Below are 13408 nucleotides of genomic sequence, written 5' to 3' on the forward strand. Positions count from 1 at the left end.
TATTCACTATTGGCTATATTAATCATTAACTAAGTCCATTAGATGAACCCCTTTAAATAAACCATAGCGTCAAAACTCGTCAACCGTCGCATTGTTAATTTTATTACTTGCTTCAAAGATAGGCTAGGAGAGCAAACAAACATGGATTTTAAAAAACATTCAACGGCTTTACTCATTTCATCTTTATTGACCCCTTTTATATCAGTGACTGCCGTTGCTGAAACCTTACCTGCCGGTGTTTCGCTGGCAAAAGACCAACACTTAGTTCGTGCTAATGATGCAGAAGCGGCGACGCTTGATCCTGCAAAAGCAGAAGGCCTGCCGGAGATGCACATTCTACGCGACCTATTCGAGGGTTTAGTGATTCAAGATCGCGACGGCAATATTACTCCAGGTGTCGCGGAATCTTGGGAAACCGAAGACAACCAGACGTTTGTATTCCACCTGCGTAAAGACGCGAAATGGTCGAATGGCGATCCGGTGACGGCCGATGATTTCGTGTATGCGTTAAGACGCGCGGTCGACCCGAAACTCGCTTCGCCAAACGTGTGGTATCTCAAGCTTACCAAAATCAACAACATTGCTGACGTAGCAGAAGGTAAGAAGCCCGTTGAAGAGCTCGGTATTTCCGCTGTCGACAAGCACACGGTGAAGTTCGAGCTCGATAGCAAGGTACCTTACTTTGTGGCGATGACAGGCCATACATCGATGATGCCCGTTCATAAGGCAACGCTAGAAAACAGCGATAAGCCATGGAGTGACCCTAAGCAGTTTATCGGTAATGGCGCGTTTGTTTTGGACGAGTGGGTTATTAATGAACGTATTGAATTGAAGAAGAACCCTAACTATTGGGCTAGTTCAGATACCAATCTAACCCAAGTGACTTACATTCCGTTCGAAAACCAAAACGCTTCGATTAACCGTTATGCGGTGGGCGAGGTGGATATCACTTCTGACGTACCAACACATATGGCACAACAGCTGAAAACAAAGTATCAAGACGCTTATACCGCCGTCCCTCTACTGTGTACTTATTACTACGCATTCAATACCACACGACCTCCGTTTGATGACGCGAGAGTGCGTAAAGCGGTGTCTTATTCGATGATGCGTGACGTCATCACCAATGGTGTCACTCAGGTGGGTAACCTACCGGCTTATACCTTTGCTCATGAGTACACGGCTGGCTTTGATGCGACTCAGCCTGAATACAGCACATGGACTCAAAAGGAGCGTGACCAAAAGGCAAAAGAACTGTTGAAAGAAGCGGGGTACGATGCTTCTAACTCATTGGACTTCAAATTGCTCTACAACACCAGTGAGTCGAACAAGTCGATTGCAGTGGCTATCGCTTCAATGCTCAAAGGCAACCTAGGCGCGCAAGTTGAGTTGGAAAACCAAGAATGGAAGTCTTACCTAGTATCACGTCGCCAAGGTGATTTTGATGTGATGCGCGCGTCTTGGTGTGGTGACTACAATGAAGCATCGACCTTCTTGAGCCTATTGCGCTCTGAGTCTTCGGGTAACTTTGCGCGTTACAACAATGACAAGTATGACGCAGCGATGGACAGTGCATTGGCCGCAACCAATGAGCAAGATCGCCAAGGTTTCTATGACAAAGCAGAACAGTTACTGGCTGAAGATATGCCTATCGCGCCAATCTACTACTACATGCAGGCTCGCCTAGTGCGACCAAGTGTTGGTGGCTTTGCGAAGAACAACGTTGAAGGGCGCATCTATTCTAAGGACCTCTATATCAAAGAATAGATAGGCCAAATGCGAGTTCAGGCCTAACGCATAGATATAAGAGATAGAAGAAAAGGGACGGTGATCATAAATATCTGATCAACGTCCCTTCGTCATTAATCGGTCACTAGAATAGAAAAGCGTTGAAACCTAACTCAATTATTATGAATCGAAACAGGTAATTAGCGATATGCATTTTCATAGAGTTAAATAGACGTTGGATACGTTAAGTATAATATCCCCTTTGATATTTTTATTTCGATAAACACCTTTTTCAAACCTACTAAGGGGGGATATATCATAGCTATTATTCTAGTGAAGGCTTTGTTGCGTAATTCGGTTTAGAGACAGAGTCACCCCCGTTTCGTGTGTTTTTTAGTTAATACGACAAGTTTCAGGCATACCTAACCCAGTAAGCTTGTTCAACGCTTTCTATCATCATGTAAATTTCCCCACCTGTACATTGTAATTTCTTTAGTTCAATCGCCATCCTATCAACGGTTTACCTCGATACATCGCTGTTTCTGAAAGTGAACGTCTGTGGTGTCCATACCGCTCTTTCCTATAAATCTTCGCAGCGCTCTCATTTGCATAGAAAACACGCGTTTCACTATGAGTACTGTCGCGACAGATAAATCAGTTAATCGACGTGACCTCCCGCGTTTATTCTGTTTGCTTTGCGTCCAGTCACTTACCGTTTCTTCATTAATCTAGAAGGCCAGAGAACCACGGTTAATGACTGGTTGATTGTATTGCTTCCAGTTGGTTGTTTTGTCTCGAGGTTTAAGTATACGGCTACGAGGGGGAATGAATGTAGCTGATCAGATTGTAGGTTCTTCGTTTAGTTCCACTGAATTACGTAACCAAGTCCTTATGAGCTTTCCTTCGCCCAGAATGACGACCAGAGTTGATAAACTAAGGTTAAAAATAAAAGCGTGAATAGTAGATTGCTAATTATGTTAGTGCTACGTTATGAGCAATTTATAACATATAAGTCATGACACATTAGGCTGAGAGATAGCAGTTAACGATGAACAAGACAAAACGATATCCGGTCAACATAGTATTCAGTTACTTAATACTGTCATCATTATGGGTTTTATTCTCTGATCTCGCAGTTGAGTCACTATCAAATAATTTACACGAACATGCCTTAGCTCAGACAGTCAAAGGTCTGATCTTTATCATTCTAACGTCTATTTTATTATGGGTAATGGTCCAGAAAAATAATCGAGATTTAGAGGACGCTAACGATCTTGATAGTGTGACTGGACTTCATAGCCCTTCAGTCTTTTATCGATATTTAAATAAAAGACTGAAAAATTCTCAAGCCAGTGACCATTATGTCCTCTTCTTATTAGACATTGATAACTTCAAATCTGTCGCTGACCAGATCGGATTCGAGAATACTAATTCATTTTTAAAAGATATCGCACGATCTATTGAACTTCCTATAGAGCATCAACCGCTTTCATCACGAGTGCACTCAGATGGTTTCGCGTGCTTGGTTAAACTCAACCATACGGAACATATTGAATCCTACATTGCCCTCGTACATCGTAGATTTAACCAGTGTGCTTATCGTTATAATATTAATGCCACTTGCTGTATTGGCGCTGCTCTATTCCCCTCGGATGGGAATAATGCCAAGCAACTCATGGCATCTGCTACCCACGCCTTAACTGAAGCAAAGAAAAGCAAGGACACGATTGAATTTCATGACCCAAAACTCACTGAGCTTGAACGTCAACGTCAAGAAATGGTGCAAGAATTACGTAAAGCGATTGATGACAAAGCGATTGATATTGTGTTTCAGCCTAAATTCAACATTGAAAGTAGACTCGTCGTAGGTGTGGAGGTGTTGTCTCGTTGGACGCATGAGCGCTATGGTGTCGTTTCACCGGATATCTTTGTCGCGCTAGCAGAAGAGAATTATTTTTGTCGTGATTTGACTACGTTAGTTCTAGAGAAGACTGCGTCACAACTTAGGGCTAATGGCTTGCTAGGGAATGCGCTTAATAGTGTCTCGGTCAATATTTCAGCGGTAGAGCTAAATAGCGTTGATGACATGAACCATCTGGACGAATATCTACGAAAGGATCCCGAGTTCGCTCGCTTACTTTGTCTGGAAATCACTGAAACCGCTATTTTGAAAGATATAGATCAGTGTGCAATCGCTGTTCAGAAGTTAAAAAAACAAGGGGTGTCCTTTTCGATAGATGATTTTGGTGTTGGCTACACGTCTTTTGGTATATTTAGCAAATTGGATGTAGATGAAATCAAAGTCGATCGCAGTTACATCAATGGGTTAGAAGATGATTATCGTTCTAGAGCCATAACGTCTGGTATCATTGATATAGCGCGAGGGTTTGGCATTAGTGTTGTGGCTGAAGGGGTTGAAAATGCTCAACAACTGTCAATTTTGAAAACGTTAAATTGCGAACAAGCCCAAGGTTATTATCTGGGCTACCCGATGCCATATAAACAGTTGAAAGAAAGTCTCACCTCTGAAATAGAACCATGTTCAACAACATAACTTAATACTTTTTCATCTAGGCTACAGAGATACAGATGACTTGTATCGAGAAGGATGCTGTTGGCCTAACTATAAGAAATCCCCATTCGTTGACTAGACGAATGGGGATTTTAGTTACTAGGGGGTAGTTACTTTATCAATAGTGAGCATTCACTAATTTATTGATTCTATTAGATAGCCTTTGGCTTTAGATAACTTTAGGTTTTAAATAGCCACCATAGTCGCGGCTTTCTTCATTGCCTCTTTGGTTGAACACTCAATCACGTTCGCGTTAGCAAAGCGGTGAGCGTCTTTCACTTGAATATCGTGAGCCAAGATAACCAGTCTTGCGTTCCCTACATCTAGGTCAGTGATGCGGTTCTGAATACCGTTTTGGCCTTGAGTTTCTACCTTAATCTTAAGGCCTGCGGCTAAGCCTGCTTTTTCCAGTGCTTTCGCTGCCATGAAGGTGTGTGCAACACCAGAAGGGCAACATGTTACAGCTACGATGTCGTACTCGCCTTCGCCTGCTACAGGTGCTGCTTGAGCTTGTACTGGCGCTTCAACCATGTCTTCTTCGGTTTCAACCGCTACAGGTTTCCAGAAACCAACGATAACCGCTGTTGTCAGTGAACCTAGCGCAATACCGACGACGTACATTGGAATGTTGCTTGATACTGGCGCAGTGATTAGGCCGCCCCACGGTGCGTGCAGTAGAACGTCTGTCATGAAGCCAAACACACAACCAACGATACCACCGGCAACGATTGAAGGAAGTACGCGCATTGGGTCATTCGCTGCGAATGGGATAGCACCTTCAGAGATACCGATAGAGCCCATAATTGCTGCTGCTTTACCCGCTTCTTGTTCTTGTTTAGAGAACTTGTTTTTGAAAAGGAAAGTCGCCAGAGCCATGCCTAGAGGTGGTGTACAAATCGCGATGCCTACGCCGCCCATTAGCCAAGGTTGCGTGTCTACTTGAGTTTGAGCAAATAGGGTCGCTACTTTGTTGATAGGGCCGCCCATATCAAACGCAGTCATACCGCCAAGGATTGTGCCTAGAACCATCTTAGATGCGCCAGCCATTGAAGCTAGGAACTCGTTCATTGAAGACATGAACAGTTTGATTGGCTCACCGATGCCCCACAGTACGACACCTGCAGAGATTAACGTACCTAGAAGCGGGTAGATGAAGTAAGCACCCAGCGCCGTCATGTTTGCAGAAAGTGGGATCTTCTTAAGTTGGAACACCACGCCACCGGCGATAAAGCCTGCCACGATACAGCCAAGGAAACCGCCGCCCATGTCAGCCATGATGCCAGAAGAGATCATGGCAGGTGCTAGTGCTGGTTTATCTGCAATGGAGTAACCAATAAAGCCGCCGAGAATGATTGGGAAAAGAACAAGGCCTTTGATACCGATATTAGAGATGTCTGCCAGCAAGCCGTCTGCAGGAACCGCACCTTTGCCTGATGCCATTACCGCTAACGCCAATAGAACACCACCGGCTACGATGAAAGGTAGCATGTGTGAGGTTCCGAAAAGCAGGTGGCCTTTCATGGTACTAAGGATTTTTTTAAAGTCGCTACTACTGTTTTTATTATTGGTATTCGTAGCTTGAGTTGTTAGGGTGCTCATAATTTTCTATGCCTTATGAATTAATTAAAATATTAAGGATTTGTTGTTCGTCTTTTGCGTTATGGATATCTTGAATAAATTCATCGCTGAATTTTCCAAATAGTTCTTGTAGTACATAAATATGATGGTCAGCACCGTTATCTGGTGAGGCAATCATAAAAAATACGGTTGGGTTAATGCCGTCTTCATCGCCATACTCAATGCCTTCACACTTTACACCAATAGCAATCGCTGGCTCAGTTACAGCCTTGCTTTTTGAGTGTGGGTAAGCGATGCCATCCATCGAGGTAATGCTTTGAGATTCACGAATTTCGATGTCTGCCAAGAAGGCTTCTTTATTACTGATTCGGTTGTTCTCAAATAACATGCCTGCCAATTCTTCAAATAGTTATTTTTTATTATTCGCTTGAAGGTTGTTATTAATTAAGTTGACGTTAGTTAGCTGTGTGATCATTTATTAACTCATTCACTATTGAAGTTCTTGAATTAAAATTAATGGATTAACCCGATTCGCGAAATAGCAAATAAAAGCCCTCCACTGTACATTTGTACCAAGCAAAATTAAGTGTGATTTGTATCATTCATCCAGTGTGAGATGAGTCATATTTGATGGTGTACTTCGGGGTTGAAATAACTTTCTGTAGGAAGAAAAATGCCCCGCAAAGCAGGGCATGATCAGTGTTTGTATCTACTCGGGAGAGCTAGATTTACTTGATAGAGCTAGTTGTAAGCACGCGCCACGCGTCCAATGCAATCCAGTTTGTAACTCTCAGCGTAAGCGGGAATGAACACCGATTGGCCTTTCTCAATTACGCAGGTTTCACCGCATTGATGAGTGAGCACCATGGACTCGTCGAGTGGTAGTAGGATCTCGGCGCCTTCGGTGGTGATCTTTCTCTGATGTGAATTCTGCACGATAGAGAACTTAAAATCCTCGACTGGAATTTGGTATTCCATCACATCACCTAGCTCTATCGGGCTTAGCAGCAATCTATCGGCAGGCTTTTCATTGAATTGAGTACAAGAGACTAATTCATTGATATCCATGTACTTAGGCGTCAACCCTGCGCGGAGTACATTGTCTGAATTCGCCATGACTTCTAAGCCCGTGCCTTTGATGTAAGCGTGCGGTGTCTCGGCATCCAGATACATGGCTTGACCCGGCTTTAAGGTAATCACGTTCAATAGCAGCGGAGCGAACAAGCCGACATCTCCTGGGTATTGAGCTTCCAACTCTGAAATCAACTGGAACACAGGGGCATCTGAAAGCTTGGCCTTCATCAGCAACATGGTCAGCGCCATGCCTTTTTGTTCTCCTTGCAAAGACAATAAGCTCGCGAAGAAGCTCGCTAATCCATTAGGCGTTTGGTCGCCCGCTAGGTCATTAACCATCGAATGCAGTTCGGGAATATCAAGGTAATAGAAGTGCTCAAGGATCTCGCTGATAGATCTAAAACCATTCATAGCGGTGTAGTCGGTTAGGGCATACACCAGTTCTGGCTTGTGATTGGGATCCTTGTAGTTGCGGTTGCCAGCTGTCATCGGAATGCCTTGCTGCTCTTCAAGCGCATAGCCAGATTCCGCTTGTTGCTTGTTTGGGTGAACTTGAACCGAGAGCGCTTTCTCAGCCGCTAATACCTTGAAAAGGTAAGGCAGTTCGCCAAAGCGACTTGCGACTTTCTCGCTTAAAAACAGGTTTAGGTTCTTAGAAATCAAGCTAGACAATGTGGTCTGCTGACCATTGTCGGTCACCATCGAACAACCATTAGGGTGAGCACCCATCCAGATCTCAGCTTGTGGCTCACCAGATTGGTTATCAATACCAAACAGTTGGCTGAACGAAGAAGGGCTACCCCATGCGTAGTTTTGAATCACGTTGGTCATAGGGTAGAAAAAGCGTTGTACGAACGAGTCGTTCGCTAAAGAAAAATCAGACATCGAAATCACCATGAAGGGAAACATGGCTTGAGCTCTATTCGTTCCTAAAAAACTATTAGCTACTAAAAACAGTAGGGTAGAGGGGCTCAAGCCATTGGAGTTGAAATGGCTTAAGCCGCTGCTGCAGTTAGCTTGGCTTTGCGTAGATTTTTAAGCGCGATACATGTAACCGCCGTCACACCCGCACCAGACGCCATGCACAGCAGCGCCAGCATTGGGTAGTTCATTGCGCCGAGCAGAGCGACCACTGGACCACCGTGAGCAACACTGTTGGTAATACCAAACGAGAACGCCATAACCGCTGCAGTCATTGAACCCAGTACGTTGGCAGGGATAACCGACATCGGGTCTTGAGCCGCGAAAGGAATCGCACCTTCAGAGATACCCACCAAGCCCATCGCACCTGCTGCTTTACCTGCTTCAATTTCAGAAGATTCGAACAGGTCGAACTTGCGGCCAAGTCTGGTTGCGATAGCCATACCCAGTGGAGCCACAGGAATAGCACACGCCATCGCACCCATGAATTGAGTTTGACCGCTGGCGATCATGCCGACCGAGAAAAGGAACGCCACCTTGTTGAATGGACCGCCCATATCGAAACCAGCCATACCACCAAGGACGATGCCAAGCAGAACCACGTTGCCTGTGCTCATGCTCGTTAGTAGTGCAGTAAGAGCGTCCATCAGCCCAGCGATAGGTGCGCCGATAACAAAGATGAACAGACCCGCGATGAACAAAGAACCAGTGATCGGAGCGATCATGATAGGCACAAGCGGTTGAACGAACTTGTGGTAGTTAAAAGAAGTAATCCATTTAACGAAGTAACCCACTAATAGACCGGCAATGATTGCGCCGATGAAGCCTGTACCTGCGTCAGCGCCATAGAAAGAACCGTTGTTGGCAATCCAGCCGCCAATCAAACCTGGGGTTAGAGCAGGGCGGTCAGCAATCGCGTAAGCAATGTAGCCAGCCAAGATTGGGATCATCAGCGTGAACGCAACCACACCGACTTCTAGAATTTGGTTCCACATGCTGCCTGCAGGAATCGCCATGCCTGATTCACTTGGCTCGCCGCCAATCGCCAGTGCTAGCGCAATCAAAAGACCGCCAGTCACCACGAATGGGATCATGTGAGATACGCCATTCATCAAGTAACGATAAAGGTCTGAACGTGCTTGTGAGGCTTTCTCTGCAACAGATTGGTTGGTCGGTGCTTGTTCTGCTTGATAGCTTGGCGCGTTGAGTGCCTGCTTAATCAAGCCTTGCGCGTCTTTGATTGGCGCTTTCACGTTGGTGCTGATAACGCGTTTTCCGGCAAAGCGAACCATGTCGACCTGTTTGTCACAAGCCACGACAATCGCATCTGCGCGTTCGATCTCTTCTTGAGTCGGGCTGTTCTTTACGCCGATAGAGCCGTTGGTTTCGACCTTGATGTCGTAGCCAAGAGCCGCCGCGCCTTTCTCTAGCGCTTCAGCTGCTAAATAAGTGTGTGCAACGCCAGCTGGGCAGCCAGTCACACCAATGATGAAACCTTGTTTCTCAGCGTTGGTTTCAGTTTCTGATGGCTCAGGCTTCTGAAGTAGTAGCTCCAATGCGCCTTGTTGAGATTCAGCATTCATGAAGCTTTCGATAAAGCCTTCTTCAATCAGTTTTGAAGAAAGCTCTGCCAGTACTTCGATGTGGTGATTATCGCCGCCATCAGGAGAGGCAATCATGAAAAATAGTTTTGATGGCTGGCCGTCATCGGCGCCGTACTCGATACCCTGTTGATGGACACCGATAACAACCGCGGGTTTGATCACCGCGCTGCTTTTCGCGTGTGGCAGAGCAATACCTTCTTCAAATCCGGTATTACCTTGTTCTTCACGAGCCTTAATGTCGGCAAGAAACTGTGCTTTGTCTGAGATTCTACCTTGTGCGTAAAGCACGTCTATCAGCTCTTTAAATACGTCTTCTTTTGAATTAGCGCTAAGCGAAAGCTTAATCAAATCTTGATTGATCAATGTCGTGATCATAATGAACCCCTACTCTGTTTTTATTTTGTTAGGGGTATTCTGGAATCTACGGCTTGCCTTCTGTAGTGAAGAAAAAATGCATTTACTGGATGATTGTTGCGTTATAAGTGGAGTGTGATTTTGATCGGTCGAACGGGCGTTTTTAGCCCTGTGTTGACAAGATTTGTCGTGCTTTAAAGCTTTTATTTATAAGGGCTACAGCGTGTTTTGTTATCTGGGAAATTACGTGCCTAATCGATTTCTCCACTGGAGATTTATTTCTAAGACTGGATTTTTGTAACCTAGATCTCAAATTGTGATTTTGCTCAATAGCGCTATGTTTCAGTTACAGGTATATCTATTCCGGTAGCCTTATTGCTGCTTATAAGAGTTCGAATAATGATATTTCATGACTTAATCTCGTCGGTGTTAAATGAGCGAGGACCGTTTCATAACATCTGGTTTGCTGGAGATTTTCATACACCTTCAGCGTGCAGTTATCAGGTGAACTTTCCGCGCTTAGAGCTGGTGCTAGACGGAGAGTATATTAATGAAATGGAGAGTCATGATCGCAAGATCACTAACGTTATTGCCAAAGCCGGAGACGCTATTTTCATCCCACCCAACTGCTGGAATAAACCTAACTGGGATACTGACTGCTCGGTGTTGAGTATGTTGTTTGGTCGTCGTCAGCTGGGTTTAAGTTTGGTGAGTAAGCGCAAAGGGGAAGAGAGCTTTTACGATATTCAAAAGCACAGTATTCAGACTCGCTCTGGGTTTGCGATTGATAACATCTTGGAGGCGCTCAGCTCGTTAGCGAGAGAGAGTAACAAGCAGCCGATGGATGAGTTATTGCTGCAAGCTCTACTGCAATACAGTAAAACCATGTTGGAAGCGCCTGTCGAAAAATCTCACAGCCGAGTGCAGGATGTGTATCAGGGGATTTGTATCTACATTCAAGAGAACTTCCACCGCCAAATCACCCGAGACAGCATTGCCTCACGCTTTAGCATCTCATCCAATCACTTGTCGCGAATGTTCCGTCAGCAAGGCCACATGACGCTAGCAGAGTACATTACCCGCGTGCGGGTCGATCGCGCTAAGTTTATGCTTAAGAAGTACAACTTCAAACTCAATGAAGTGGCACTACGTTGTGGCTTTAAAGATGTGAACTACTTCTGCCGCGTGTTTAAGAATCGCACCGGTAGAACGCCGACCGAATATCGTGGATCAATCTAATCCCCCTTCAAATTACCTTTCCTTCGTAGAGCAATACATGCCTGCGGGTATGGTGGGGCTTCTAATCGCAGCGATGTTTGCGGCAACCATGTCTTCTATGGACTCAGGCTTAAACCGTAACTCAGGTATCTTTGTAATCAACTTCTACCAACCGATTCTTCGTCCAAACGCGACAGAGAAAGAGTTGATGGTTGTGTCTAAGTTGATGTCTTCGGTTTTCGGTGTCGCTATCATCCTTATCGCACTGTTTATCAATTCACTGAAAGGCTTGAGTCTGTTCGACACCATGATGTACGTCGGTGCATTAATCGGTTTCCCAATGACGATTCCAGCATTCTGTGGCTTCTTCATTAAGAAGACTCCGGACTGGGCAGGTTGGGGCACGTTAGTGGTTGGCGCGATTGTGTCTTACATCGTAGGCTTCGTGATTACCGCTGAAATGCTACAAAATTGGTTCAACCTAGAGCCGCTAACAGGTCGTGAATGGTCTGATTTGAAAGTAGCGGTAGGCCTGATTGCTCACTTAACGTTTACAGGCGGCTTCTTTATTCTTTCGACTTTGTTCTATAAACCACTGGAAGCGTCTCGTCAGAAAGATGTTGATACCTTCTTCACTAACCTTGCGACGCCTTTGGTCTCTGAATCAACCGCGCAGAAGAAACTGGATAACAAACAACGTCACATGCTGGGTTCATTGATCGCAGTGTCTGGTGTAGCTGTGATGGCGATGTTTGCTCTACCAAACCCATTCTGGGGAAGAATGATGTTCGTACTGTGTGGCGGTATCGTGTTTATCGTTGGTCTACTGTTAGTGAAAGCTGTAGACGATTCGGTTGAGGATACGAAACAAGCAAAAACAACAGCTTAAGTAACTAAACCTACAAGATAAGCCATTTAGAATAGAACGGCTGAGCGTAATTGCTCAGCCGTTTTTTATTGTGTGAGCAATTGGGATTATAACCAATGGAGTGAGTAACTTAGCTGATTAAGAAATTGAACTTAAAAGGGTGAGATGAATTAAATCAGACGTGAAGAGATATACATCAACAGAGCTTGCAGGTCGACACTGCTTCGAGTCTTTTGCAGACGTTCATTGACCTGATCGTGAAGCAGGTTTCGAGTTAGGTTGGTCGCCGCCACAATGTGCTCTCGCTGTGGCTTGGTTGGCAGAACAAGAGCAATGGCTAAATGTACTTCGCCGATACGTGATGCCCAGTCAATCGGGTCGTCACTGACAATAACCGCAATCGAGAGATCTTGGGTCGATTCAAACATCACATGCGGCAGTGCGATACCTGGCGACACGCATGTTGAAGAGCGTTCTTCTCGTTTAATGAATGCCAGAATTAGTTCATCTGGGTCTTCTGGATAAACAAGGTGAGCGAGGCCTTTCAAGCACTCAAATTTGGTCAGTTGAGTTTGCGCCTTAGCGTGGTGCCATTTGATGTCACAAGGCGGGCATATTTGTGGCATTCGCTGGATTAAATCTTTAGAGAATTCATGGTTCACTTGTGACCCAACCATGTCGTAATGCTCGGCAATGACGTCTTTGAGAACGAAACAGGCCAGCTCCGCATCAATACCAACCGCGGTTATCTGACACAAATCACCACGAAGTAAACCTACTTGCAGCATCGCGACGGATTTGGAGAGATCGGCGGTTCGATTCTGAGTGATGTTGATAATGCGGATGTTGCTTTTGAACTTCTTCGCTAAGCGAGTCAGCGGCTGCGCGACATGTGAGTTCGCGGAAGGATCGTTAACGAAGAAGGTGATCTGGTATTCGTTCATGAAAAGTTTAAGTTCGACAATGCTTAATAAAGACTTTATCGACACTCAACAGTACCTCTTCCATTGGAACAAATACGGTTTTAGCTGGGTCAAATCGGCTTGGTTGTTCGATGTCGATATCAGAGACGATCAACACTTTGTCTGCGAGGGTAATATCTTGGGCGGTCAGTAAGTTTTCAATACCCATAGCGCCTTGCGTCTCAACCTTGATTGAAACGTTGAACTTAGGGGCTGTTTTATTTAAAGCATCAGCTGCCATATAAGTATGCGCAATGCCTGTAGGGCACGCAGTTACCGCTACAATTCTCATTATTATTCTCGGCTTAATCTCGTCCCTGTTACGTTACAAAAGCTACCTTTCAGAAGCTACCTTTCAGAAGCTACCTTGGAAAAGCTATCTTGCATGGGAACTTCAGTATGGAAAGCTCGCATGACAGAGGGACGATATTGTTATGGGTTCTGTGGATTTTATGAATTGGCGTTTTTTATTCCAAGGTGAAAGTCACACTCTGAGTTCTTGGTTACAATAATCCAGTTAATGCACCTT

8 protein-coding genes and 3 pseudogenes are annotated in these 13408 nt (G+C 45.0%); 4 read left to right on the top strand and 7 right to left on the bottom strand.

Annotation, left to right across the window (positions count from 1 at the left end; translation table 11 throughout):
* Positions 1 to 141: 141 nt before the first annotated feature.
* Positions 142 to 1767: an ABC transporter substrate-binding protein gene (locus tag L3V36_RS05180; protein WP_208774327.1), complete on the top strand. Its 1626-nt coding sequence runs from the start codon at positions 142 to 144 to the stop codon at positions 1765 to 1767.
* Positions 1768 to 2187: 420 nt separating this feature from the next.
* Here L3V36_RS05180 and L3V36_RS05185 read toward each other — a convergent pair.
* Positions 2188 to 2537: pseudogene (locus tag L3V36_RS05185) on the bottom strand (transposase); the annotation flags it as partial.
* A 239-nt stretch (positions 2538 to 2776) separates the two neighbouring features.
* Between L3V36_RS05185 and L3V36_RS05190 the strand changes: the two are divergent.
* Positions 2777 to 4282 carry a GGDEF domain-containing phosphodiesterase gene (locus tag L3V36_RS05190; RefSeq protein WP_017095116.1) on the top strand — a complete coding sequence of 502 codons (1506 nt, stop codon included), beginning with the start codon at positions 2777 to 2779 and terminating at the stop codon, positions 4280 to 4282.
* 204 nt (positions 4283 to 4486) lie between these two features.
* Here the strand turns inward: L3V36_RS05190 and L3V36_RS05195 are convergent, their stop codons facing one another.
* The 4 genes and pseudogenes from L3V36_RS05195 to L3V36_RS05210 all read right to left on the bottom strand — a co-directional run bounded on the left by L3V36_RS05195 (position 4487) and on the right by L3V36_RS05210 (position 9852).
* Entirely contained in the window at positions 4487 to 5899 is a 1413-nt protein-coding gene (locus L3V36_RS05195) for a fructose-specific PTS transporter subunit EIIC (protein ID WP_208774325.1), read from the bottom strand.
* A 13-nt stretch (positions 5900 to 5912) separates the two neighbouring features.
* Positions 5913 to 6353 (bottom strand): annotated as a pseudogene (locus L3V36_RS05200) (PTS sugar transporter subunit IIA).
* 266 nt (positions 6354 to 6619) lie between these two features.
* A complete protein-coding gene (gene manA / locus L3V36_RS05205) occupies positions 6620 to 7837 on the bottom strand; it encodes a mannose-6-phosphate isomerase, class I (RefSeq protein WP_208774324.1) in 1218 nt (405 codons plus the stop codon).
* A 110-nt stretch (positions 7838 to 7947) separates the two neighbouring features.
* Positions 7948 to 9852: a fructose-specific PTS transporter subunit EIIC gene (locus tag L3V36_RS05210; RefSeq protein WP_208774322.1), complete on the bottom strand. Its 1905-nt coding sequence runs from the start codon at positions 9850 to 9852 to the stop codon at positions 7948 to 7950.
* A 378-nt stretch (positions 9853 to 10230) separates the two neighbouring features.
* Between L3V36_RS05210 and L3V36_RS05215 the strand changes: the two genes are divergently transcribed.
* Together L3V36_RS05215 and L3V36_RS05220 are read left to right on the top strand one after the other, a co-directional pair.
* The gene (locus tag L3V36_RS05215; protein ID WP_102447038.1) at positions 10231 to 11070 is read left to right on the top strand and encodes an AraC family transcriptional regulator; all 840 of its coding nucleotides are present in this window, start codon (positions 10231 to 10233) and stop codon (positions 11068 to 11070) included.
* Between the two features lie 13 nt (positions 11071 to 11083).
* Positions 11084 to 11938: pseudogene (locus L3V36_RS05220) on the top strand (transporter); the annotation flags it as partial.
* Between the two features lie 149 nt (positions 11939 to 12087).
* Here L3V36_RS05220 and L3V36_RS05225 read toward each other — a convergent pair.
* Both L3V36_RS05225 and L3V36_RS05230 read right to left on the bottom strand, forming a co-directional pair.
* Positions 12088 to 12861 (bottom strand): PTS sugar transporter subunit IIA, encoded by a 774-nt coding sequence (locus L3V36_RS05225; protein ID WP_102447039.1) that lies wholly within the window; start codon positions 12859 to 12861, stop codon positions 12088 to 12090.
* Positions 12862 to 12868: 7 nt separating this feature from the next.
* The gene (locus tag L3V36_RS05230) at positions 12869 to 13171 is read right to left on the bottom strand and encodes a PTS fructose transporter subunit IIB (RefSeq protein ID WP_017070485.1); all 303 of its coding nucleotides are present in this window, start codon (positions 13169 to 13171) and stop codon (positions 12869 to 12871) included.
* Positions 13172 to 13408 lie beyond the last annotated feature (237 nt).

The sequence above is a fragment of the Vibrio sp. G-C-1 genome, from assembly GCF_021728015.1.
GTDB lineage: Bacteria > Pseudomonadota > Gammaproteobacteria > Enterobacterales > Vibrionaceae > Vibrio > Vibrio splendidus.

Coding starts and splice junctions, on each gene's coding strand:
- L3V36_RS05180 (WP_208774327.1), top strand. CDS start 142: ATGGATTTTAAAAAACATTCAACGGCTTTACTCATTTCATCTTTATTG.
- L3V36_RS05190 (WP_017095116.1), top strand. CDS start 2,777: ATGAACAAGACAAAACGATATCCGGTCAACATAGTATTCAGTTACTTA.
- L3V36_RS05195 (WP_208774325.1), bottom strand. CDS start 5,899: ATGAGCACCCTAACAACTCAAGCTACGAATACCAATAATAAAAACAGT.
- manA (WP_208774324.1), bottom strand. CDS start 7,837: ATGTCTGATTTTTCTTTAGCGAACGACTCGTTCGTACAACGCTTTTTC.
- L3V36_RS05210 (WP_208774322.1), bottom strand. CDS start 9,852: ATGATCACGACATTGATCAATCAAGATTTGATTAAGCTTTCGCTTAGC.
- L3V36_RS05215 (WP_102447038.1), top strand. CDS start 10,231: ATGATATTTCATGACTTAATCTCGTCGGTGTTAAATGAGCGAGGACCG.
- L3V36_RS05225 (WP_102447039.1), bottom strand. CDS start 12,861: ATGAACGAATACCAGATCACCTTCTTCGTTAACGATCCTTCCGCGAAC.
- L3V36_RS05230 (WP_017070485.1), bottom strand. CDS start 13,171: ATGAGAATTGTAGCGGTAACTGCGTGCCCTACAGGCATTGCGCATACT.